The sequence below is a fragment of the Sorangiineae bacterium MSr12523 genome (assembly GCA_037157775.1).
GTDB classification, from domain to species: Bacteria; Myxococcota_A; Polyangia; order Polyangiales; family Polyangiaceae; genus Pendulispora; species Pendulispora brunnea.
The window spans coordinates 8,241,666-8,265,266 of sequence record CP089982.1 but is presented as its reverse complement, the minus strand read 5'-3'; the positions used below and the strand labels follow the sequence as shown (position 1 = coordinate 8,265,266).

General features: G+C 61.5%; 22 protein-coding genes. 6 read left to right on the top strand and 16 right to left on the bottom strand.

The annotated features are described in order from the left end of the window. Positions 1-88 precede the first annotated feature (88 nt). From LZC95_32555 to LZC95_32540, 4 genes are all read right to left on the bottom strand, one after another. Positions 89-2,851, bottom strand: a complete 2,763-nt coding sequence (locus LZC95_32555) for a chitobiase/beta-hexosaminidase C-terminal domain-containing protein (protein ID WXA91175.1) — start codon at positions 2,849-2,851, stop codon at positions 89-91. Between the two features lie 87 nt (positions 2,852-2,938). Next, positions 2,939-4,438, bottom strand: coding sequence for an FAD/NAD(P)-binding protein (locus LZC95_32550; protein ID WXA91174.1), 1,500 nt, complete (start codon positions 4,436-4,438; stop codon positions 2,939-2,941). Then, entirely contained in the window at positions 4,435-4,806 is a 372-nt protein-coding gene (locus LZC95_32545) for a hypothetical protein (GenBank protein WXA91173.1), read from the bottom strand. Before LZC95_32545 ends, LZC95_32550 begins: the two co-directional genes overlap by 4 nt. Before the next feature lie 208 nt (positions 4,807-5,014). Beyond that, positions 5,015-5,965 (bottom strand): cytochrome P450, encoded by a 951-nt coding sequence (locus LZC95_32540; GenBank protein ID WXA91172.1) that lies wholly within the window; start codon positions 5,963-5,965, stop codon positions 5,015-5,017. Positions 5,966-6,703: 738 nt separating this feature from the next. On the opposite strand from LZC95_32540, the gene LZC95_32535 reads away from it, so the two are divergent. From LZC95_32535 to LZC95_32520, 4 genes are all read left to right on the top strand, one after another. Next, positions 6,704-7,609, top strand: a complete 906-nt coding sequence (locus LZC95_32535; protein WXA91171.1) for a hypothetical protein — start codon at positions 6,704-6,706, stop codon at positions 7,607-7,609. 267 nt (positions 7,610-7,876) lie between these two features. Further along, the gene (locus LZC95_32530; GenBank protein ID WXA91170.1) at positions 7,877-8,377 is read left to right on the top strand and encodes an SRPBCC family protein; all 501 of its coding nucleotides are present in this window, start codon (positions 7,877-7,879) and stop codon (positions 8,375-8,377) included. 134 nt (positions 8,378-8,511) lie between these two features. Continuing rightward, entirely contained in the window at positions 8,512-9,609 is a 1,098-nt protein-coding gene (locus LZC95_32525; GenBank protein WXA91169.1) for a polyprenyl synthetase family protein, read from the top strand. A 131-nt stretch (positions 9,610-9,740) separates the two neighbouring features. Then, on the top strand, positions 9,741-10,655 hold the full coding sequence (locus LZC95_32520) for a hypothetical protein (GenBank protein ID WXA91168.1): 915 nt from the start codon (positions 9,741-9,743) through the stop codon (positions 10,653-10,655). A gap of 20 nt (positions 10,656-10,675) precedes the next feature. Here LZC95_32520 and LZC95_32515 read toward each other — a convergent pair whose 3' ends face one another. Both LZC95_32515 and LZC95_32510 read right to left on the bottom strand, forming a co-directional pair. Then, positions 10,676-11,146 carry a hypothetical protein gene (locus tag LZC95_32515; protein ID WXA91167.1) on the bottom strand — a complete coding sequence of 157 codons (471 nt, stop codon included), beginning with the start codon at positions 11,144-11,146 and terminating at the stop codon, positions 10,676-10,678. A 97-nt stretch (positions 11,147-11,243) separates the two neighbouring features. Beyond that, complete coding sequence (locus LZC95_32510) at positions 11,244-11,933, bottom strand: hypothetical protein (GenBank protein ID WXA91166.1); 690 nt, start codon at positions 11,931-11,933, stop codon at positions 11,244-11,246. A gap of 323 nt (positions 11,934-12,256) precedes the next feature. Between LZC95_32510 and LZC95_32505 the strand changes: the two genes are divergently transcribed. Beyond that, entirely contained in the window at positions 12,257-13,963 is a 1,707-nt protein-coding gene (locus tag LZC95_32505) for a peptidase M14 (GenBank protein ID WXA91165.1), read from the top strand. 4 nt (positions 13,964-13,967) lie between these two features. Here the strand turns inward: LZC95_32505 and LZC95_32500 are convergent, their stop codons facing one another. The 3 genes from LZC95_32500 to LZC95_32490 all read right to left on the bottom strand — a co-directional run bounded on the left by LZC95_32500 (position 13,968) and on the right by LZC95_32490 (position 15,593). Then, positions 13,968-14,342, bottom strand: coding sequence for a hypothetical protein (locus tag LZC95_32500; GenBank protein ID WXA91164.1), 375 nt, complete (start codon positions 14,340-14,342; stop codon positions 13,968-13,970). A 27-nt stretch (positions 14,343-14,369) separates the two neighbouring features. Further along, positions 14,370-14,756 (bottom strand): hypothetical protein, encoded by a 387-nt coding sequence (locus tag LZC95_32495; GenBank protein ID WXA91163.1) that lies wholly within the window; start codon positions 14,754-14,756, stop codon positions 14,370-14,372. Between the two features lie 87 nt (positions 14,757-14,843). Further along, complete coding sequence (locus LZC95_32490) at positions 14,844-15,593, bottom strand: hypothetical protein (GenBank protein ID WXA91162.1); 750 nt, start codon at positions 15,591-15,593, stop codon at positions 14,844-14,846. A 242-nt stretch (positions 15,594-15,835) separates the two neighbouring features. Here LZC95_32490 and LZC95_32485 point away from each other — a divergent pair, with 242 nt between their 5' ends. Next, positions 15,836-16,819 (top strand): hypothetical protein, encoded by a 984-nt coding sequence (locus LZC95_32485; GenBank protein ID WXA91161.1) that lies wholly within the window; start codon positions 15,836-15,838, stop codon positions 16,817-16,819. Here the strand turns inward: LZC95_32485 and LZC95_32480 are convergent, their stop codons facing one another. The 7 genes from LZC95_32480 to LZC95_32450 form a co-directional block, all read right to left on the bottom strand. Then, positions 16,820-18,304, bottom strand: coding sequence for an FAD-binding protein (locus LZC95_32480; protein WXA91160.1), 1,485 nt, complete (start codon positions 18,302-18,304; stop codon positions 16,820-16,822). 167 nt (positions 18,305-18,471) lie between these two features. Continuing rightward, positions 18,472-19,530, bottom strand: coding sequence for an AraC family transcriptional regulator (locus LZC95_32475; GenBank protein ID WXA91159.1), 1,059 nt, complete (start codon positions 19,528-19,530; stop codon positions 18,472-18,474). Continuing rightward, positions 19,505-21,211 carry a bifunctional 3-(3-hydroxy-phenyl)propionate/3-hydroxycinnamic acid hydroxylase gene (locus LZC95_32470; protein ID WXA91158.1) on the bottom strand — a complete coding sequence of 569 codons (1,707 nt, stop codon included), beginning with the start codon at positions 21,209-21,211 and terminating at the stop codon, positions 19,505-19,507. The genes LZC95_32475 and LZC95_32470 overlap by 26 nt, the downstream gene beginning before the upstream one ends. Next, positions 21,208-22,194, bottom strand: coding sequence for a VOC family protein (locus tag LZC95_32465; GenBank protein ID WXA91157.1), 987 nt, complete (start codon positions 22,192-22,194; stop codon positions 21,208-21,210). Before LZC95_32465 ends, LZC95_32470 begins: the two co-directional genes overlap by 4 nt. Continuing rightward, entirely contained in the window at positions 22,191-23,063 is an 873-nt protein-coding gene (locus tag LZC95_32460; protein WXA91156.1) for an alpha/beta fold hydrolase, read from the bottom strand. The genes LZC95_32465 and LZC95_32460 overlap by 4 nt, the downstream gene beginning before the upstream one ends. Continuing rightward, on the bottom strand, positions 23,060-23,299 hold the full coding sequence (locus LZC95_32455) for an amidohydrolase (protein WXA91155.1): 240 nt from the start codon (positions 23,297-23,299) through the stop codon (positions 23,060-23,062). Before LZC95_32455 ends, LZC95_32460 begins: the two co-directional genes overlap by 4 nt. Next, positions 23,257-23,544 (bottom strand): hypothetical protein, encoded by a 288-nt coding sequence (locus tag LZC95_32450; GenBank protein ID WXA91154.1) that lies wholly within the window; start codon positions 23,542-23,544, stop codon positions 23,257-23,259. The genes LZC95_32455 and LZC95_32450 overlap by 43 nt, the downstream gene beginning before the upstream one ends. Positions 23,545-23,601: the final 57 nt, after the last annotated feature.

Below are 23,601 nucleotides of genomic sequence, written 5' to 3'. Positions count from 1 at the left end.
AATCATGAATGCAACGAGTGTTGATTGGTTGGCTGATGATGAGTATGAGAATGCGCTCAAGGAGGTCTTGCAAATAATATTGCGTGACCTAAAAAGCATCTTGGAGTCGGGGAGGGGGCCGTAATCTGGGGCGTAAGCCAGCCACGCCGCAGGTGCCGGTGCCGCCGTTGTTCTGGATGGTGATCGTCCCGGTGTAGCCAAGGGCCTGCAGCTTGGCGGCGAGGCTCTCCGGTTGACATGGCGGCAAGGCGCGGTTGTCCCAGACGGTGAAAGGCCCACCGAGCTGTGTGAGCTGGCCGAGGTCGTCTATGCTCGTCAGCGCGTCGTTGTAGGCAATACTGAGCAATCCGCCAATCGAGCGCAGCGACCCCAGGCCAGTCAAGGTGGGAAGCGTCTTGCAACTCGAGATGGATAGCTCGCCGCCAATGGACGTGAGCGACCCCAGGCCGCGCATGCTGGCAAGGGCCTCTTCGGAGATTATGAGCGAGCCCCCTACTTCGGTGAGCGAATGAAGGTCGTCGAGCGAGGTGAGGCCGTTGGCTACGATTCGAAGATCTCTCGAGGTATGCGTGAGGGCATCGAGACCGTCGAGCTTCGACATGGCTTGGTTGATGGTCACGTAAATGAAATCGGCCGACTTCAGCCCGTGCAGGCCATTGAAGTGCGTGAGGCTGCGATTGCCATTGATTTCCAGCGGCTGTTGAAGGCTTACGATGGAATTGAGCGCGCCGATCTCGGTCAAGGCCTCGTTGGCGTAGATGCGAATCGACTGGCCGGGTGTCCCGGGCACGCTCTCCAGTTTCTCGAGGCCGCGTAGGGTCTGTAGATGCTTGTTCTCGACTACGTCGAGATAGCCGACTGCCGTCAGTCCGTTCAACCCTTGAAGATCCGAGAGTCCGGTCGAGGGCCCGATCTGGAGGAGGCCTTGAACCGACTTCAATCGTTCGAGTCCGTGCAGGTCGACGAATCCAAGCTCGCCCGAAAACGCCATGAACCAACCCTGGACCTCCGTCAACCCGCCAAGCCCGCGAAGGGACGACAGTCCCGGCAGATCCCTCAAATTGAGGATGCCGCCGATGGTTTGCACGCTCTGGATATCAAGCACCATCAGGACGGGATTGCGGGCGATGACCACATCACCATGAATGGCCGTGAGCTCGGGAAAGGCCGCGAAACGCGTCAGGCTGTCGTTCAGTACAAGGGAAAGGCCACCCAAATCGCGCAGCTTGGGGAAGCCGGACACCGCATGCAACTTCGGATTCAGGGAGAACATTGCGCCATCACGAATCGCGGTCAGGGCGGGCATCTCCGCGAAAGTCGTCAGCGCGTCATTGGCCACGACCTGGAGCTGTCCACCAACTTCGGCGAGCGCCGGGAAGCCGCCAACACGAAGCAACTTGGGCTCGTTGGATATGTAAAGTCCGCCGACTTTCACGAGCGAGGCTGGCCCTATCCATTCGGGGAGCGCGTTGAATCCGACGATGAGCGCGCCGTCAACCGTCTGCAGTGAGGCGATTCCCTCCAGGTTCGTCAGCGACGCGTTGCCGGTTATCGAGAAATTGCCGCCAACGTGAACAAGCGCCTCCAAGCCATGCAACGTCGTCAACGACTCGTTGTAGTCGAGAACGAAAGCATTCTCGACCGACGTTAGCCCTTGCAAACCCTCCAAGGAGTTCAGTCCGTGGTTCCAGAGCACCGTGAGAAACCGCGCGCTCCTCAGCGATTCCAATCCATGGAGGGAACGCAACGTGTAGGTGCTTTCGATCGTCAGCGGCCCGTTCACCTGCGCAAGATTTGCAAGCGGTGCCAGGTCGGGCGCGTCGAGACGTCGAATCGTGAGGGATCCATTGATGGTCTGGCAGTGCGCCAAGGCTTCGAGCTGCGGGCGCTCGCCGACGTAATAATCGCCATTGCACACAGCGCCCAAGTAGTTGGCGGTGACGACCTCGCTCGGAGCATACCCCTCTTTGCACGTGAGCGCCTTGACGGTGGTGGCGTCAGCGAAAACCGACGGAAATGTCCCGGAGTCAATGAAGGAATCCGGGGTCTTGCAGTCCGGGGTTCCGCCGTTCACCGTGTAATGGATCGCGCCGGCCCGGGTCTCGGTTGCGATGGTCAGCTTCGAAGGTTCGTTGCTGCCGGATGCCGGGGTGAATGTGGGCTTTGCGGCCGTAAGCGTGTACGTCGCTTGCGCCTCGGACGATGCGATCATCCCCTTCTTGCAGGCGAGGGCACGAATCTGCCGGCCCGTTCGAGTGATGGCAACCGGCTCCGTGTACGCAGTGGCATGCTCGGCGCAGCGACCTGTCGCATCGCATGCAGGCGGAGTCCCATCGAGTGCATAGCAGAGGGTCGCGTTTGCCGTGCCACTCGAAAGATGGACCGCAACGTCATTGGAGTAGTCGCCCGAATTGGGCTCGAGCTGCACCGGCTCCACGGTACCAGGCGGAACGTCGATGGTGTACGTGGCCGTTCGAACCTCCGAATCGGTCGCACCGCTCTTTCGGGCGAATGCCTTGACCGTCGTCGTTTTCGCGATGGCCAGCGGCCCGGCATAGGCGGGTGAATCGGCACTCGGAGTCGTTCCGTCCAGCGTATAGTGAATGACGGCTCCGGCCGTTGCGGTGCGCAGTACCACCTTTTGCGCGGACGCGTAGGATCCGCCCCCAGGCTCGAACTCCGGCGCGGCCACCTGCTGCGCGGGCGCCCCATCGGGTGCACCTCCGTCCGGCTCGAACGAATACTCCGCGGAGTTGCCGCTGCAGCCCGTGGTGCCAATAACGACGAACAGTCCCACGAACAACCCAAGCCATGCGCCGTATCTGCGAACGACCCCACCGCCACACGTCATTTCACTCTCCGACCAAAGTTGCCCCGATTGCCGGGCGCGTTCCTACACCGTTTGTCGGCCGAACGGCGCGTACGTTGCGCGAAAAGATCAGCCCTTGATGGCGTCGGTGGTCGAAAATGACCATGTGGTCGCGCGGGATTCGCGGCAGACGCGGTGAACCTGTTGGGCCATGGGGTAGATGGCATTGATCGACGGGATGCGGATCGAAGAGCTAATACCGAGCAGCCAAATGTTCTCGCGGGTCGATGCGCCGGGGAGGGTGATATCGAGCTCGGCATGCACGGTTGGGGGAGTGCAGCACTTGGATGGATCGTTGACCAGGTCGATGCGGTCGCGTTGTGCGTGCAGTTTGGGAATGTGATAACCGGCGGCTGTAACGATGGCGTCGAATGGCGTCTGCGAGGCGTCTTGCCATGTGACGAGCCAGTGTCGATGGCGGCGGATATCCAAGGGCACGCCGGAGCGGATCACGAGTCGGCCCGATTCGATATAACGGAGTAATCTCTTGGCGTTCGCCAATGGGAATGCTGCGAGGTAGCGCGCTACCGGGCCTTGGCACAGGCGCATCGCGGCGTCGCGGACGGAACTGGGGCGCCGGGGCAAGGCGTCGTTTGCGGCGTCTACGAATGCGCATAACGCATCTTGCCAGTCCGTGCGGCCCTGTTCTGCGAGGCGAATCTCGGCGCGCAATCGGTCGACCACGCCGGGGAGGGACGAGATCTGCTCCTCGAGGGGCCGCGGGCTGATCCTGGCGATCACGGAGCGAACCAATGTCTTCACTTTCTCATCGAATGCCGCTCCAGTCGCATCAGGCGTCGTCTCCAGCGCCGCGATGTCCGACGCGCGCACCAGCCCGGGCTTCTTGCGGCCCGTCCGCGTACGGACCGCAGGAAGCCCACCCGACGGCGAGGCCATGGTCACGTGGTGCCCGGATCCGCAAAGGAGCAGCGCTGCATCGATTCCGGAGAGCCGTGTTCCAAGGACGAGGACGCGGGCTCGTGGCGGTAGCGCCTGCAGCAAGCGATCTTCCGGAAAGAGACCGCGGAAGATCCCTTCTTGACCCAGGTGGGGCTGCAGCACCTCGGGAACTCGTGGTTCTCCGTGACCGTGACCGACGAATACGCATGTAGCTTCGACGACCTCGCCATTGTCCAGCTCCACACGATAGCGTGAGCCTTCGTCACGCGGCCTGGCATCACGAACCACGGCCACGGCGCGGGCCGTAAGATGCCGGTGCTCTCCACCCCTTCGCTCATGAAGGGAGCGATACACGAGGTAACGGTCCCTCGCGTACTCGGTCATCCAGGAACGCGGCACGAAGTCATCGCGGGTTACGGGACGGCCCGTGTTGTGCAGATAGGCGTAGAAATCGTCGGGTTGGTCCGCCAAAAGGGAGGTAATGGCCACGGACGTGTTGCACAGAAGGACGGGGCTCGAAGCCGAAAAGGCTGTTCCGGTTCCTATGATGGGCAGCGGATCGACGATGTCGATCCGTTTCGCGAACCGATGACGAACGGCGGCGATGAATGCGGCGGTTCCTGTCATTCCGCCGCCAATGATCACGAGATGGGGCGTCACCGTGGTCACCTTGGTTCCTTTCCAAAGCGTGCTCGATAGGCTGCACAATGGCGAGTATCGCCGCGCAAGAACGGCAAGTCGGAAGGAACCATGGCGCGTATGGCCAACATGGGCAACGGACTGCGGAGCGGGCGAAAATCCGCATTATGGAGTCCAGGTGCGGCGGGTGGCCCACTGTGAAATTCGCCGATCATCAGGCCACGGTCGACGAATTCGGACTTGAGCCGGCGCTGCACGCTGTCCACCAACCCATGCACGTCATGGCCGTGAATGTCGGGGAAAATCACCATCAAGGCACGTTGGCCCATGTCCGGTCCGAGATGTTCGAACCAGCGGCGATACGCGCGCATGCCGCCCATCATGCCGGCGAGGTCCATTGGCCGTTCCCCCCACAACACGGCAAATAGGTGACCTCGACTCAACGCCAATGGCACATAGGGGCAGACCGGCCCGGCTCTACCGAGTTGCGCGTGCGGCTGACAAAGGTACTCACGAACCCACTGCTGGAGAGCGCGGACGGCGTCCATCTTTTGCACACTCGAGGGTGGAGAGTAGAGCGGCCACGGCTCACTGGACATGGTCCCCTCACCAGCGCACGGGCAATGTCGTTGGGCGGCGCAGCAGAGTGCCGGTGTCCCAGGGCAAACTCTCGGGTGGAACGGTGAGCTCGAGCCTCGGAAACTCGCGCGCGAGTCGGCCGATGACCGCCGTGATCTCGAGGCGCGCAAGGGCGGAAGCCATGCAGTGATGCATCCCGTAGCCGAATTGCACGTGACGTGCGCCGCGGCGCGTTGGATCGATTGTCCGCGGTGCGGGAAAGGCCAATGGATCGCGATTTGCGGCGAAGGCATCCGCATAAACCGCCGTCCCCGCGGGGAGCTCGCCATGCGAGGTGACGATGGGGCGCGTCGAGACACGTGGGAACGTGGAAATCCGCCCCACGGGGATAAGACGGATTAGCTCCTCGACCAGATCTGGCGCGATCTCCGGATTTGCGACGAGCCGCTCCCACAGTGGCCGCGCGACCAACAGCGTGTAGACCGATTTGGTAAGCACCGAGAGGACGTTTTGGTCCCCGCCGACCACGGAGAGGAGCAGAATCGCCACGAGCTCGTCATCCGTCAATGGCGGATCGCTGTCATGGCGTCCTGCCACCAATCGATGAACGAAACCGTCCGGAGCAAGCTCCCGTTCATGATGAATCAGCCATAAAACGTAGTCGTAGAGGGCTCCGATGGCCCCACGCAAGCCGTGGATATCGTCCGCCGGCATCCGCAGCAATGTCTGGCCGAGTCGACGGTAATGTTCCCGATCGCTCAGTCGCAAGCCGAGGAATGTGCTGTTGACGCGGATGGTTACCTCATCGAGCACCGTTTCGTAGAGATCCGGTGACGATTGGGCACGCAATGCTGCGCAACGCTCGTCGAGAACCTCATCCAGCACCCTTTCCAGGCTGCGAACTCCGCCCGAACCGTAGGGGCCATTGACCACCCGACGCACCCTCGAGTGATTCGGCATGTCCAGGTTGAACAGCATGTCTGGCGGCATCGGTATGGGGAAGAAACTGGGCCCATCTTCGACATTCGCGACACTTCTGGAAAATGAGGAGTCGCCCAATACCGCCACGACATCGTCGTATCGCGTCAGATGAACGACCTCATGCCCGCTTGGAAGTCGTATCCGGGCGGGCGATGTTGGGGTGGGCCCGCAAATGGGCGTGTAGGTTGGATGAGGGTCGAGATTGGGAATGTCATCGACGGATACGGTTTGGCTGGGCCACGACCGGGACGGCGAGCCATTTGCCCGAATTTGTTGATGATTCATGTTTCAGGCTTTCCTTCAAAGCAAAGATTGCCTCGCGACATGCTGCCGGAGTTTCTTCGATACATATGTTCATGATCACGTGCCCATCATGAAACGCGGCCCCGTCAATGTGGTATCCGCATCGCCGGATGCAATGGGGCATTTTACGATGACAAAAGTTTCGTAAATTCGTCTTTCGTTCGAAAATAAACTCTCTACGTCAGAGTGTTTGGGTCGAAGTGACGGATTTAACTAAATAATCCACACGCGGCCTCGAACGAATGGGCATGATTCGTTAACGGGTCGAGAGCTTGGGCGTGACCCTGTTTTCGTCGAATGACGCGACTCCAAGTTGGCCATGTCGTTTCGAGGGTATCCAGAACGCCAAAGTATGAAGGCCCGACGGGACCGTTGACTTCTCGCCGAGAGCTGGCACGCTCCAACGTCGTTCCCCCCTCGGAGACACACACGATGGTGACACGAATTCTCGATCTCGACCGTGATGCGCTGGCGCGACTGCGGGGCAAGCCGTTGACGAACGCGGTGGCCGCGGGGGAGGGGCGCACGATGGTGGCGGAGGTTTTCGCCGAGCGCTCGGTGCTGTCGTTTTCGCCGGATGGGGCCGGTGTTCACAATATGGAGCTGATGGCGGCATTTGGTGCCGACATTGTCATCCTCAATATGATTGACCGGGTTTGGGACGGCGCGCAGTTCCGGTTTCCCGGGCTCGGTTCTTTTGCGAGCTTGGGAGACCTTGCATTGTGCATCGGTCGGCCGGTGGCGGTGAACCTGGAGCCGGGGGACGTGCCGGAGCGCCGCAGCGCGAAGCCGGAGCACGCGAAACGGCTTATCGATGCGGGCGCGGCGATGATCTGCCTGACGGCGAACCCCAGCACCGATGGGAGCTATGAAGGGCTCGCAAGGGTTACCGCGGAATTGCGGCGAAGCCTCGGGGACGATGCCGCGCTATGGGCGGGAAAGATGCACCATGCGGGACGCCGTGAGCCGGTCACCACGGAGCGGCTCACGCGGCTGGTGGAAGCGGGCGCCGATGGCGTGATCCTTCCGCTGCCCGGGACATTGCCGGGGGTGACGAAGGAGCTCGCTGCCGAGGCCGTCGCGGCCGTGCAGAACGCCGGCGCGATTGTGATGGGCGCCATTGGAACGAGCCAAGAGGGGGCGCATACCACGGTGGTTCCGCAGCTTGCGCTCAATGCGAAGGAGATTGGCGTCGATGCGCATCACATCGGCGACTGCTTCTTGCCTGGAATGGGCGATCCGGAGTTGCTCTATGCGTACTCCGTTGCGGTTCGCGGGCGCCGGCATACGTGGAATCGCATGGCTTTGGGCAATCGACGGCGCGCGGTCGAATCGTAGCGATGACGATATAGGATTGCTATACCGACCCGAGCGACACGGAAGGTCGTCGTGATGTTCATGTGACATCATCGATAGAGCCCGCGAACCTTCATGAGATCAAGGACATCGAACCCTTTGAACATGTCGCCGAGTTGCGGCGGACGAGACCCATATCACGCGCGTCGCGTCGTTCGCATTCCATCGGGCGTCGTGTTCATCACCCTTCGATGATCATTTCGATACAAGAAGTCCTCGTTACTCCGCAGTAACGAGAAAGGGGGCATCATGACTAGCGAATGGACCGATAGGTCAATTGTCAAAAAAGAGACGGTAATTCAGGCCCCGCCGGAGAAGATCTTCGCGATTCTCGAAGATCTTTCGAACTTGGAAAAGTATATACCGGGCGCGAGCAAGTCGACACCCGTAGGGGATTCTTACCAAGTGACGTATACCGTCAAGCTTGCCGGTATCGCGGACTTTCCAATCCAGGTAAAGCTCCGCACCGAGAGTGTGCAGAAACCGAAAAGCATCAAGTTTACGGCGGACGGTGGTTTCAAGGGAACGCTTTCTTGGACCCTGCATCCCGAGGGGAACGGTACGCGCGTCTCCGTGGAAGCAAATTACCAAATGCTAACCGATACGTTTCGTAGCAAGTTGGGGACAGTGGGAAAGCTTCTCGGTGGGGTAGCCGATTCGTTGAATGCGGTCGTGGCCAACGTTTTCACTGTCAACGAAGCAAATACGGGTCGTGCGCTGGAGAACTTGAAGAAGCTGAGCGAAAGCTGAGCGTGCTCGACGCGAAAAGAGGGGAGTCATCGAGCAACGACTCACCAAGGCGGACGGCGTTTCGAAGAATTGGGCCTGGCGGAGCACTTGCGAGGGCTCCGCGGGCTTCTCCGTGGTGGAAGGAGAAGGGCAACATGACCGCGTATTCGCAAGACGGATCGGTGCGTCACGAGTTCGAGCGCGCGAACCAGGGCGTATTCCTCGCCGCCGTCAACGCGGTCCTCGCGAAGTTCCTGGACGAGTTGCCCCTTGCGTTCGACACACCAGAGTTGACCTGGCTGTTGAAACGGCTTCGGAGGTTCATTCTCGAGGGCGGAAAGCGTGCACTCGCGACCTACTGCTACTGGGGTTTTCGCGGAGCCAGCGGCGCGCCGCACCCACCGGGGCTGGTAACCGCCGCCGCTGGACTGGAAATGCTGCAAGCGTGCGCGCTCCTGCAAGATGATATCGTGGATCGCTCACCTCTGCGTCGGGGGCAAGCCGCCATGCCTCGTCAACTCACGGAGCATCATGTCGAGCGATGCTGGGGGGGATCGCCGGACGATTTTGGCATTTCGGGTACGCTCGTTCTTTCTGATCTGTGTCTGTCCTGGACGGGCACCCTCATCGACCGATCCACGCGCGATGCCGCTCGAGCACGTGCCCTGCGGGCGGTCGTTGACGAGATCGTCCGACACGCTGCCTACGGCACGGTGCTCGAGCTCATCGCACAAGCCGCCCGCGACTACGATCTTTCCCGAGCCTTCACCATCGCCCATCACAAATGCGGCCGCTACATGTTTAGCCCCGCGCTGCGTGCTGGCGGCATCATGGCCGATGCTTCTGTCGAGCTCCAAGGTGCGTACGCCAAGGCCGGAGTCGCCATCGGCGAGGCCTTCCAATTTCGAAATGATATTCTGGATATCTTTCGCAAGATGGACGTTACCGGCAAGGCCATGCTCGACGATGTGCGCCAGGGCACGCCGACCGTTCTCGTTGCGTATGCGCTTCGACTGGCCCGCCCCGACCAGATTCAACGTATTCGCCATCTGTACGGGAATCCGGAAATAACCGATAACGAGGCCGAGGAATTGCGTGTCCTGTTTCGAACCTCCGGAGCCGTTGCAGTCGTCGAAAAATGCATCGACGAGCGCACCGACACCGCGGTGGCCGTTCTCCGGCGTGCGGTGGGTGGCGACATGGGGCCGGCGGTGGAAGCGCTCGTTCGAGCGACGCTGCGGTACGACCGTTGACCGCAGCGTGACCTTGCGACCGTCATTCTGGCGATGCATTGGACGGAGTCTTCATGCCATTCGATTTCAATTTCTATATACCATTTGTGAGTGAGATTAGCCCCGTAGCGCTGGAACGCGTCGAAACTCATATGCTCGGATGGATACGGCATTACCGGCTGCTCGGCACCGAGGCCGAAGTCGGTTATTTCAGGGCCATGCGCATGCCCGAGTTGGTGGCGCGACTCTATCCCAACGCGATCGGTGTCGATCTCGACGCCATGGCGGACCTTATGGGCATCGTGGGGCTTCTCAATGACCAGATTGATAGTCCCGCGTGCTCGCGCGCGGCAGCGGCGACGGAGATCTGTCACGACTTGCTTTCTTTCTACGATGGAAGCGGGGTTGCATCCGCTACCTCGTACGGCCGCGCATGGCGCGAGCTATGGTCGCGCCTTACGAAGGATATGTCGGAAGCATGGCAGGCACACGTGCGCCGACTCGTTCGGGAATTTTTCGCGACATATCTGAGACGCATCGACCGGAGTGCCGGCGTCCCCAGTGTTGCGCAGTACATGGAAACGCGCAAAATTACCGCGTTCGTCGAGCCGATGCTTCTATTCGGGGAGCGGGTGGGGCACTTCGAGTTGCCAAATCGCGTGCGTCAGGTGCCCGTCCTTCGCGACTTGCTCGCGCAAACGGAAATGCTGATGTATCTCCCGAACGATGTCCACGCGGTCGAACGCGAAGAGCAGCGAGGGGAGGTGAACAATATGCTCCTCGTTCTCGAACGCGCGAACGCATGCTCACGGACCCGAGCCATCGAACATATCCGAACGATGGTCCGGCAGGCCAGTGAGCGCTTCCTGGAGCTCGAATCGCAAATCCCTGCCATGTGCGAAAAGCTGAGGCTCGATGCTGCCGAGACCTCCGCGGTGGCGAAGCATGTCCAGGACATGCGCTACATGATTGGTGGCGTTTACGAGTGGGCTCGCGGCCGACCCGCGCGCTATGCACCCGAGGCCGCGGCTTTGGCCGTGGCATGCGGTTACCAAGATCCGTCCTGACGTGGTTGGCAGACGGTAAGTCAGGAGCGCCTCGGGAACGAGACTCCACCTTGGTAAGCCTCCATCGCTCGAATGTCGTTCTCGTCTTTCGTGCGGCCTGCAGCGTCGGCGCGGAGTCGAGCCTGGGCGCGTTTCCACGTGAGCAAATCGTCGAGGGCTGCGACGCGTAAGCCATGCGAGATCGGTGTTGCGCCGGCGCGGCTGTTGACCGCGTCGAAAGCGACACCGGGGAATGTCGCAAAGATCTCCAGGAGATCGGTCGCGTCCGCGGTGATTCTTGGAATGCCGTGTTTCGTGCCGCGGGTGAAGCCCTCCGAGGGCCAGGCATCCAAGGTCGATACGGATACGAACAAATCGATATCCCCTGGCGCGCGGCCCAGGTCGACTCCGTGCAAAGCGATGGCCGCGCTACCCATAACGACGACCTCCGCGAGGAGCCTCGGGGGGATGTGCTCGCGGGCGAGAAGGACCAAGTCGCTGAGGTTCGGCATGCGACATCATGCCCTTCGCCCGCGTCTCACGGCAAGAGCGGCGCTCACGGGATCTGCGGGCTCGATCCGGACGCTGCGTACTTCGATATGAGGCATATCACACTGGCGTCGGCAGGCGCGCGGGGAGCCCGACCCAGGAGGCGTTGTTGACGGGAGGGGCGCCTTCGTCCCAATGAAACTCGAGTCCTTCTCCGGGATATGGAATGTCGCCCAGACGTCGTGCGAAGTCGACATGGGCCCACTCGTCGTGGGGCGGGTACTCGTCTCCGGGAAAAGGCGATGGCTCTTCGGCACCATCGTCGGCGTCACCTTCGACGACGGCCGACTGGAGCGCGTCTTCATAACGGCGAAATAGAGCAGTATCGACGCCCAACAAGGAAGCGGCGCGTTCGATATCGCCATATAGGACGGGCCTCGGCAGCGAGTACACCTCCATGGCGGCAACTTCGACCCCCGAATCGAAGATGGCGTAATTCCAAGTCCCCTCGAATACGAAGAACGATACGGCTACGCATCCGAGCTCCTGGGACACGGCTTGGGCCCATTGCGGTGCGGCGGCAAATGTCCAGCCGATGAGCATTGCGCTGGTGAACACAGGCGTGGGCGACGCCCTCTTGAAAAACGCTTTGAAGGCTTCGAGTCCCGTCGGCTTGGCCGGTTCCTCGCCCGCGGCAATGCGAAACCCATCGGGGATGTCATCCTTCGCTGCGCGCTGGCGCAACTTCTTCAGCACGGGGACGAGATCTGCACCAGTACGTACGGCAAACCAGCCGATGTTAGTCGCCACGAGGACCTCGCTTTCTCCACATAAATATCACCATCGCGTTCGGCGCTGGGACCAAGTGCTTCTCGACCGCGTCGATGTCGTGATTTGAACACCAACGGCACAGTGAGCACTCGCCTCGTCCTCCCGGGGAAGCGGAAGATCCCTATCCCCGTACACCGCCGGGTCAGCCATGACAAGCCGTCGAACGAGCGCTGAGCTCGACGCCAGGGCGAAATGACGAAATGGCTATTTGGATTCGTCAAATGAATAGGCCCTCCGTGCTAAACTCACCCCGTCCTTCTGGAATACGCGGCTTGTAGAGGCGGGCAACCGAGGGCGCATCGATGAAATCGGCATGGTGTACTTCGCCGTCTGTCCGGCGAATCCTCGTTTCGATCTCGGCGGTCGTCCTATTGGCGTATGGCGGAGCGGCGGGCTGTTCGAGTGACGCCGTATCATCCTCCGACGCGGAGCCTCCCGCATCGGGGGAAAAGCTGTTCACCCATGTCCATTACAAGGACGAGGCCGATTTGCAGCAGTTGGTGCAATCCTACGATGCGCTCGAGCAGGTGGACGGCGAAGCAGGATGGGTCTCGGTGCTCATCGACGAGCCTTCGAAATACGAGGCCCTCGTAGCGAGTGGCCACCGAGTGGACATCGTTCGACGCGAAACGCGAACCGCACGCATGCAGCTGCGCGCGAACACCGAATCGACGGCCATTGCAGGCTATCCGTGTTACCGCACCGTGGAGGAGACGCACTCGGCACTGCAGCGGATCGCATCGGAGTATCCGCACCTTGGAAAGGTGACGAGCATCGGTCCGAGTTGGGAGAAGAAAGCCGGGCGCGGAGGATATGACCTTTTGGTCCTCACGCTGACGAACCGTGCCATTTCCACGCCGAAACCCGCGCTCTTCGTGATGGGCGGTCTTCACCCGCGCGAGTACACGACCGCCGAAACCGCCATGCGATTTGCCGAACAGATGGCCAGAGGCTACGGCGTGGATCCCGACGTCACGTGGCTGCTCGATCATCACGAATTGCACGTGCTGCCGCAGGCGAACCCGGATGGGCGGAAGATCGCCGAACAAGGGTATTACCAACGAAAGAACGCGAATGACGGAAATGGTGTTCGCTGTTCCGATCCGCCTGCCGATGACAATCAGTATGGCGTCGACTTGAATCGCAATGGCTCTTTCAAGTTCAATGGCAGCGGCTCCAGTGCCGATCCTTGTGACGAGTTCTACCGCGGGCCAAGTGCAGCCTCGGAGCCGGAGACGAACGGCATCCAACGATACGTCGCGTCCATTTTTGCCGATCAAAGGGGCCCCAAGATCGGCGATGCCGCCCCGAGCACGGCCAACGGCGTGCTCGTCACATTGCATAGCTTTGGTCAGAAGATTCTATATCCCTGGGCCTGGAGTTCGTCGGCACCGCCCAACGCTGTTCAGCTCGCGACCTTGGGGCGCAAGTTGGGATACCTGAGTGGCTATAGCGCCTGCCAAACCGGTGCCCGTGGCTGTCTATACATCGACAGTGGCAGCACGGACGATTGGTCGTATGGAGAACTTGGAATCGCGTCGTACACGTTCGAAATGGGAAGCGACTTCTTCGAGAAGTGCGCGACATACGAGCAGAGCGTCGCCCCCGGGAATCTGAAAGCGCTTCTCTATGCCTTCAAAGTCGCGCGCCGGCCGTATCAAACGCCGTCAGGACCCGACGTCGTTCAGGTCACCGCATCACCCAACTCGGTGGTTGCGGGAGCTTCCATAACGCTGACCGCCACGGCGGACGACACACGCTACACGGGCCCAGAGCCCACGCAGAGAATCGCGGCCGCACGTTTCACCGTGGATGGCCCATCGTGGTCGGGAGAGATCGCCATCGCGATGAAATCGGCCGACGGTGCATTCAATGCGAAGCTCGAAAAGGTAACAGCGACCCTCGACACCACCGGATGGTCCAGCGGCCGGCACATCGTGCTGGTCGAAGGCCAGGACGCCCAAGGAAATTGGGGCGCTCCGAGCGCCGTGTTCGTCGATATCCGTTGATGCATCACGATGCTTCGCGACGCCCAGTTTGCCGCGTGACCTTGCCGGTTCGCGTGGACGGGGTCGAGCGATATGCCGTGTCCGCCACCCGGGATGGCTCGTTGCGAATCGCGGTCCAATATTCGACACGGGCGTCTTCGTCGATCTCGACGACCCCGCCATGGAGCTTGTCCGCCCCATGCTGGCTCGGGCCGGAGACCCAGAATCGCTCCCGCGTTTCTTCGTCGATGCAGTTGTATTTGTAACCGCTTCCCGTCTTCGTCAGACGGCGCCCTCCGTAGTAGAGCGTCCGTCGCGTGCGCGAGAACTCGACCCATCCAATGCGCCCTTGGCCATCGAGGCCGCCCTCTTTGTTCTCGATGTACATGATGCGGCGCATTTGGCGCAGACTACAAGGAACCGCCGGTCAGCGCGACTCTTTGGCGCGGAGGCCTCGCACCACGGCGATGGCTTCGTGGCGCGAACGGTACACGTTCGAGGGCACGTGAAGCTGAATTCCGACGAGTCGGGCAACCGTGCGCTGCAGAGGTTCGCCGCCGTATCGGACGATGGTGATGGCGCAGTCGCGGACACCCCGGGCGACTTGCTTGGCGTACGTTTCCTTGAGGTTTACATCGACGGTCAGTCCGTCGTACTCGATGACGAAATAGACCCTTTTCGATTTGCACTTCGCTCGCCAGAAGGCGACGACTTCATCGAAATACGCTTGGATCTGCTGTTCGGACGCGAGGTGCACCGGCTTGGTGTGCGAGACGAACAGAATGTTGTCCTCGGGATCGTAAGAAAGATCCATGACGGCCTCGATCACTCCGGCAGAAGATAGGACAAAGTCCACCGCCGAGGAGGCCTCCGATACTGCCTTAGGCTAGCAATGACGGCGCTAACCAGATTGGTCGATTGTGACCTTATCCGCATCCGCATCGGCCCCCCCCTTTCGATCCGCGCCGCGTGCACGGATCCATGCGAACAATTCCTCGGCAAACGCCGTAAAGGCATCGAAGGTTTCGTCGACGAGCGCGCACAATTTGGCGCGTACGGCGTCCTCGAGGACCACTCCATTCAGAGAGTGGCGTACCGCATCCTCCTCGAGCGTGTGTTGGCTCTCCGTTTCGACATGGTGCGGACCCAGATAAACGAGCTTTCGTCGCGTGCGTTGGGCGAGCTCGCGGCCTGCCGTCGATGCGGAGCCAAGCGACACTTTGCCCGTTGCTTCAATGCAATGAACCAGAATGAGTCGCTCCAGGGAGCTCGCACGTAGACTCAAGCGGAACATGTGATATGTGAGCATGCGCTGCTGGATGGTCGCGTCGTCCCACACGAATCGGAGGGCCTCGCTGAGTCGCACGCTCGGATCCAGCCCGAGCTGCCCGAGATCGGCCAAGAACCACTTCCAGTGTCCGCCGTCCTCGTACGTATGCGCATTCACGATTTCCTGGAACCGGTCCCGCGCTGGTTCTTCGCGTAGCGCAAATGCGTACAGATCCGAGAAACTCATGACGAAATGCGCAATGGCCGGCGCAAATGCCAGCCGCTCCTCCGGCGCAATGCGTGAGTCCGAGAGGTAAGTATAAAGAGGAAGCTTTTCGTATGTATCGATGCGGCGGTCGAGGTGCTCGAATACTTTTTGCATTCCGCTGACACCTTATTGGCTTAAGAGGGGTCGCATTCCGCGATGCCGGATTTTTGTGCAGATGAATGTGCGGGGGACAACGTGTCTTTGGGGGCTGGAGTCATTCACCCATGGCGAACGTATCGAATCAGAGCACTTCCCCGAAATTCGTGGATCTCGTATCGGAACGACTAGGCACGCTTTGGCGCGCGGTCAACGACGAAGATTTGCCCATCAGCGCTCGTGCTCCCGTGGATGTCTTAATGAGAACGTGGGGGAACATCGAAGTACCGCAGCGCCCTCAATGGTTATCGCACATTGGCCAGGACCATGCGCCCTTCGAGTTCTCCGTATCGTTCGTTGCGGGACGGCCACGGATTCGCCTCTTGGTGGAGGCGCAGTCGGAGACAGGCCGATTTCCAGCGGTGCGAGACGCGTGCCTCGGTGTGCAGAGCGCGGCGATGGAGTACGGGGCCGATGGGCATGCCTTCGAAAGGGTGCGGGATCTCTTCTTGCCGGAGGTTCCCCACGCACCTTTTGCGCTATGGCATGCGGCCTCCATTTCCTCGGGTCCAATGTTCGTGAAGGCATACTTGAATCCGCAGATTCGAGGCCCCGAACATGCCGAAGTTGTCGTCCAGACGGCGTTGGAGCGTCTTGGCCTTCGCGGGGCATGGTCCAACGTGCGTTCATCGTTTTGGGACCATGAGCTTTCAGGCGATGAAATTCGCTACTTCTCGCTCGACCTGGTGGAGCCGGCGCGCGCGCGGACCAAGGTGTATGTCTATCCGGCGGGGGCGACCGCGTGGGATCTCGAGCGCCTTGCGTCGCTGCGCAAATCCTACGTTCCGGGCGAGGTCACGGAGTTTTGCCGGGCCATGACCGGCTCCACGGGCCCGTACGTGGACCGAGCCGTCTGCGTCTATTTCGCCTTCACCGGTACGGATCCGAATCCGTCGGATGTGACCATTCAGGTGCCCATGGCGGCCTATGTGCAAGACGATGAGGTCGCCCGCGATCGTATTTTGAGATACTTCCGCGCGCGCGGCCTCCCCACGACCGCGTACGAACGCGCGCTTTCCGCCGTTTCGCAAAGACCACTTGGCAGCGGCCGAGGGCTCCACACCTACGTGTCCCTGCGTACGGGACGACAGCCACTGCACCTGACGGTGTATTTCGCCGCCGAGCTTTACGGTGTGCAGCAACCGCCCCGCATCGAGAGCGTGCCCGCCGCCATGAGCGCGTGATCAGAGAAAAATGCCCTGTCCCGGCGTGAGCACCCGATCCGGGTCGAACGCATTTTTGGCGAATGCGAAGGCGGGCCACCAGAATCCGAAGTGCTGCCGCCAATCCGCCTGCGAGAAGTCGAGTGAGCCAATGCAATACCGTGTTGCGCCGAGTGCGCGACCGGCATCGTACATTCGACGATTGGCCCGCAGGTGAGCCCGCACCCGCACGGGATCGGGCGATGTCGTCCGTAAGACGTCGAAGAGGAAAAAGACTTCTTCGGCGGGCACGCTGAAGAAAGGACGCCGTAGCTTGCTACGTCGCAACGGATAGAGAAGAACCGGACCATTGCCGGTATCGTCCACCGTGAGCGTATCGAGAATGCCTCCGACGTAGCGATTCGTCACTGACGCCGGAACGAAAACGTCATACCAGGGGTGGGGATATTCCCAGATGCCCAGGTCTTTCTGACGCTGGATGAGGGGATCGATCCGCTCGAGAAATTCCTGGTAGGCGAGATCGTGCACCGACGACGACGATGGGTCGTGCGAGAGCCCCGCGAGGAGTGCGGCATCGTTGGGACGATGCGGGGGCGTGAAGTAGCTCGCGGCCGTGAGCGTCCACGTCCATCCGCCGTCCGGCTTCGGGCTTGCCTGGCCCTCGAGGTGATCGAAGCGCTCGTCGAGCGCCAACGCGGTCGCGTCCTTCGTGAAGCTTGCGAGATCGGCATATTCGAGCTCGTAGACACGGGCCAAGGCGCACGCGGGCACCAACCGCAACGTGGCGCGCACGATAAGGGCGAATTGGCCGAGTCCACCGAGTACGGAGTTGAAGAGCGACGCATGACGCGATGCCGAGCATGTGATGCGCTCGCCCTCGCCCGTGACGACCTCCAGCTCGAGCACGTTGTCGATCTGGCAGCCATGGCGATGCGAGGCACCGCCGACGCCGCCCCCGGAGAGCGTGCCCCCCACCGAGAGATCGAGATAGTCCGTGAATACGGGCGGTGTCGATCCGCGGGCGAGTGCCGCGTGCATGACATTGCGCCAGCTTGCACCGGCATCGACCACCATGCGGTCGGAATCCACGCGATGAATGGCCGCGAGTTTGCTCGAATCCACGACGATTCCGCCTTGGGTTTGCGCCTGACCGTAGGTGGCATGTCCGCGGCCACGGTTTGCAATGGTCAATCCGTGGCGGCGCACGTAGCGCACCATCTTGACGATGTCGTCCACCGATCCTGGCTCGAGCAGCGCCACGGATTGGCGATGAATCGTATGCCCAAAGTCGTCGGCCGCCTTTGCGAGCGACGCCGGATCCATCCGCAGCACGCCATCGAGTGGGGGTATGCGCGAGAGGGAGGATGGCGCGGCTTCTGCGTCGGCAATCCAGGTACGTCGCGTCGGGTCGAAACCGATCACGATGGCGGCTGTCACGCCTTGGACGAAGGACCGCCGTGCGATGGTCCCCAGGCCCCGGTCGCGGGACCGTTCATGGCTGCGCATTCGTCGAATTTCCCTTTGTGAAGTTTGAAATTCGAAGAACCCTAAATCAGTATTCTCGCGGACGTCAAGGCGCGTGAGGTGCGTATTCGATGGCCGACTTCGGCCGTCGTCCGCGACGATGTTCCCGCAACGCCGTACATCGCCGCAGTGATGTACGGCCGTGTGATTCAGCGCGATGCGGTGGCGTCGAACGAAGCGCGATATTCGCCAGGGGTGCTGCCTGTCCAGCGGCGGAATGCGCGCGCAAAGGGGCGCACATCGGAATAGCCGATGAGGAAGGCGACTTCGCTGACGCTCAATTCCGCGTTTTGCAAATATTGAAGTGCGAGTGCGCGGCGCACCTCGTCGACGAGCTTGTTGAACGTGGTTCCCGCTTCGTCGAGGCGCCTCTGGAGTGTGCGCACACTCGTCCGAACGACGGCGGCCGCTCGCTCCACCGACGGGGTGCCATCCCGAAGCGCCTCGTGCACATAGCGCCGGACGGGGGCGATGGGATCGTCCTTGCCGTTCGTCGGCGACGCATCACGCTGCACGAAGCTGTCGAGAAGGGCCAAAAGGTCTTCATCCATCGGCTGAATGGGCAATTCGGCGATACGAGCGGCAAAGACGAGCGTGTTCGCCTCTTGGCCGAAGTCGATCCGTTCGGTCCCGAAGAATTGCACCAATTCGGATATGTCCGTGGGGCGTGAATGGATGAAGCCCACGCGGTGGGGATGAATGTCTTGCGAGGAGAATTCCCGCATCATGTTCAATACGAGTGCAAGCGTAAACTCGTGCAGTTGGCGACCAATGCCATGTCGATGGTGAATGACGAGATCGTCGGTTCCCGATTCGATGACGAACGGCCTCAAGTTGTTGACCAGGTGCTGGTATCGCGCGAACCGCAAGATGGCCGCACCCAGCGTGGGTGCACTGCGGGCGGCAAATTCGACGACCCAAGCACAACGCGTGGGCGCGCTCGGAGGCCCATAGCTGCCTCGTTTGTGCGCGAGCGCCAAATGAAGCCCGAGAAATGGATCGCCGAGCAACTCCGCGGCGTCTTCGCTCACATCGCGAATCAAATGGAATGGCGCGAGGATGCCCTCGTGCATCGGAAGGCCTGCGGGAATGCCAAATTTCCGTTCGAGCGCCTCGGCATTTCCACCCAACGCACGCACGTACGCCACCACCGTCGGGATGAAGAACGACTGTATTCTTTCGTCAGTGCTGTCGAACGGTTTCCCCATGCTGCGGACTATATCGTTCGCCGGCGCGTACGGGGATGGCATTCGGGACCGGTGTCGCGCCGAGACGGGTGCGCAACTCGCCAATCACGTCATCGACGTTTTTGCCGTGTCCAACACCGAAAAGAAACTTGTCCGGGCGAATCACGAGTATTGCGCCACGCGCCATGCTGGCCTTGCGGCACCAGCGGAGCATGTCCCCCTCGAGATCTTCCACCTCGGTCAATCCTGCGGGCGTCGAGCGCGACACGCCGCAATGGCCCTGGGGCCTTTCGCCGTATCCAAAGAGTGTGACGAACGACGCACCCAAGCCGTCGAGGAATGCGCAGGATGCACCGGACAGCCCCGCCCGCGGATCGACGCCGAGGCCTACGAGCGCGAAGCCTTCGCCAAGCACGTGATCGAGCAGCACACGGCGGCCGTCCAACCTACGGACCTCGGGCTGCGGGACGAGGCGTCCTTCGGGGCCGCCGCGGCGCGTGCGCGCGATACCGAAGTATCCCGGTGCATACGTGGGGGTCGGCTTGAATCCGCCTTGGCGCACCCAATCGCGCAGGGGAGGCGTTTTGCGAATGATGGCGGCCACCGCATTGCGAATGGCGGAACCCCACGGCGTGGAGGCAGAGACCATTTGCTTCATGCGCACGGAAATATCGATCATCGCCTTGGCGTGATGCCGTCGCTCGGCTTCGTACGTATCCAAGAGTGCGTCCGCGGCCTTGCCGCGCAACACCGCGTCGAGCTTCCACGCGAGATTGTACGCGTCGCGCAAGCCCGAGCTCATACCCTGGCCCATGAATTGCGGTGTCATGTGTGCGGCGTCGCCGGCCAGGAACACCCGACCTTGCCGCCACCGATTCGCGACCAGCGCATTGAAGGTATACACGAGGCGGCGTTTGACCTCGAATTGGTCCGGATCGACGAACCGCGAGAGGTAACGGCGCACCGTTTCGGGCTTCTCCATTTCCTCCTTCGTCTGGCCCGGCCTCAGCATGAACTCGAAACGATGGTGGCCATCGGGCTGGGGACAGCTCACCGCCGGGCAGGCCGGATCACAGTGGAAATTGAAATAGGGCAGGTGGCGGAGTCCATCCTCGCTGCCGGTTCCCTTCGATTGGATATCGACGACCAACCACGGCTCGGGGAAATTCTTTCCCGTCATGCATATTCCGAGCAGCGTTCGCACTGTGCTGCGGCCGCCGTCGGCGCCAATCAGGTAGCGCGCGCGAATCGTATGCGCGTCCCCGCCCGCGCCCTCGTGGGTGACCGTAACGCCTTCATCATCTTGGCTGAACCCGGTGAGCTCACGCCCGCGGTGCACGATGACTTGCGGGTAGCGCGCCAAGTGTTCCGCCAGCGATGTTTCCAAATAAGGCTGGTAAAAGAAATTCAACACCGGCCAGCCGAAGGGCCGCTTCGTCGGGAAATATTGCCCCATGATCTCGCCGCGCGGGCCCACCCACTGGCAGGGCGTCTCGAGCAGCATGTTCGATTGGAGCTCGGTCGCGAGGTCCGCCGATTGAAAGATGCGCATGCACTCATCGTCGGTGTAAACGGCGCGCGCGTTCCCGTAAAACTCGGGCTCGCGCTCGAGCACGACCACGCGATGCCCGCGCCGTCCGAGGAGGTGCGCGAGCGCCAGACCCGTGGGGCCGAGCCCGGATATCACGACATCGGTATTCATGGCTTGCGGAGCGGTGCGAATTCGGGATTCAGGAGCGAGTGGAGCCCCCGTGCGAAATTGCCCGCGTTCTCCGCGAGCCGATGGGCCACACCGGAGCGCTCCGGTTTGTGGCCCCAGGAGCTGATCGCGTCGTACGACGCCGTCCGCCACGAGGCTTCGTCGACCTTTCGCGCATTCCACCCGAGCTCGAGCTCGAACCCGGACGGGGTGAGGACGTAAAACGAAATCTGGTGGTCGTTCGGGTGCTGCCCGATTTCGTGCGCCATCTCGAAGCCGAGTTGCCGGCAACGCGCGAAGGCGCGCTCGATGTCGTCCATCGATGCGGCCTCCAGGTTAACGTGCTGCACTTTGGTGCGCAGCGGGTCGAGGCGCAGGCCGCGGGTGGCGGCGATGGCAATCGAATGATGGCGCTCGTTGAGGCGCAGAAAGGCGATATCCACCATGACGCCGGCGATGCGCTGGGCAACGCGGTCGCTCAGGCGCGCGTCGAAGAGCTCCCCCCAGAATCGCTCCACGTCGTCCGGAAGCCGCGTGGTGAGCGCGATATGGCCCATTCCTCCCAGGCCCGTGACGAAGCCGCTCGCGAGCATTTCGAGCGGAGCATCTGCGCGGGTGGCGTTCGTGAAAAGCTCGATGGCGAGGCCCTTGGGGCCTTGGACGGTGACGAAGGATGCCACACCGCGCTCCTTGGCAGCGGCCGCCGAGCCGGATGCGACCGTGATGCCCCGCGCGCGACAGCGTGATACGACGGCCTCCAAAGCCGCTTCGTCCTCGAGTTGCCATCCCGTGGCGACGACGTCTTCCGCATCTCCGCGGCGGACGATGATGCGCCGGGCATGCTCGTCCAGGCGAAAGGCGATGTCGTCTTCACCGGCGTGGGTCACATGCAGGCCAATGCCTTCTTCGAGAAGCGTGCGCCATTGTGGGAGGTGCCTCGATTCCACGACGGCATATCCCATTTTCGTTTTTCCAAAGAGGCTCATGATGGGGACCCTGCGGGCGTGTGCTCGAGGAAAAAGGCCGTGGTCATGGCATTGAACTCGGCGGCGCGTTCCCACTGCACCCAATGGCCCGCGCGCCCGAAAAGATGGAGATCGCATCGCTTCATCCGCGATTGCAGGGCCTTGCCGCCGCTCGGCCGATTCACTTTGTCTTCGGTGCCCCAAAGGACGAGGGTCGGGATGTCGCAGGCCTGAAGGCGCGGGTCTCGGGTGAAGTCGAGATCGCGCAAACGCGGAATGCCATTGGGCCGCCGGAGCGGTGGCGATGCGATGATTTCCGGATCGAGGCTCGCACGATATCGTTCCTCGATGAGCGAATCCGGCACCTGCGTGGCGTCGAATACGAGGTATTCGTGGATGAAGTAGCGCACCTTTTCGAGGGTGGGGGGCCCTCCGGAATAAAAATCGAGAAGCGCGTTCAATCCGCGGGTTGGCAGCGAGCGGGTGGTGTTCACGCCGCCCGGTCCCATGAGCACGAGCGATGCCGTGCGCGAGGGATGGTCGAGCGCGATCCGCAGCGCGCAGGCGCCACCCAGCGAGTTGCCCACGAAATGAGCCTTTCGAATCTCGAGGGCGTCCATCAAGCCGAGCATCGCGTCGGCCTCGTCGCCGAAGGGATCCATGCGATCGACCCCCTTGGTCGAGCGGCCGTAGCCCTGCAGATCGGGCACGACGACGCGAAAATGCCGCGCGAGTGTCTCGATGTTGCGCACGTATGTCGGCATGCCGGATGCGCCGGGGCCGCCGCCGTGGAGCAGCAACACGGGAAAGCCTTTGCCAAGTTCGCTGACGTGGATCTTGCGCCGGCCGAAGGCCAGGGTGCGCGACGTTGGCTGGAGGGAAGTGCTCATCGTTTTTCCTGCGGGACGAGGTTGGGGAATTGCGCCAGGGCATTGGTCCGCTCGACCATCCGAAGCTCCTGCGGGTCGAAGGCTTCGGCGAGCTGCGGCGCGGGATTTCCCGACGAGGAGAAAAGCGCCGCGCTGAAAGGCCAATCGGTGGCGAACAAGACGTGCGAAACGTCGGTGACTTCACGCACGGATTTCATCGCCGACGGCGCCGGCGAAAGGGCGGTGTCGTAGTACAATTTGGAATAATTCGTGTGAGAGAGAGGCGATAGAAGTCCGGGATGTGATGACAGTGCACGTCCACGCGGTACGGCGCTCCGTCCTCGAGGACGGCGGTGGTTCGGCCCGCGGTGGCCGGCTCCGACGATGCCGATGCCGATGCGTCGCAGGCTACCAGCGCCGACGCCCCGATGGTGACCGCGCCAAGGTGCAGTGCGCCCTCGAGAAGTTGGCGGCGGCTGATGTCGTCGACCTTGTCGTTCATGGCCTCTCCTTCGCGTCGTGTATTATTTATAGATCAATAAATAATTAACGCAAGGTG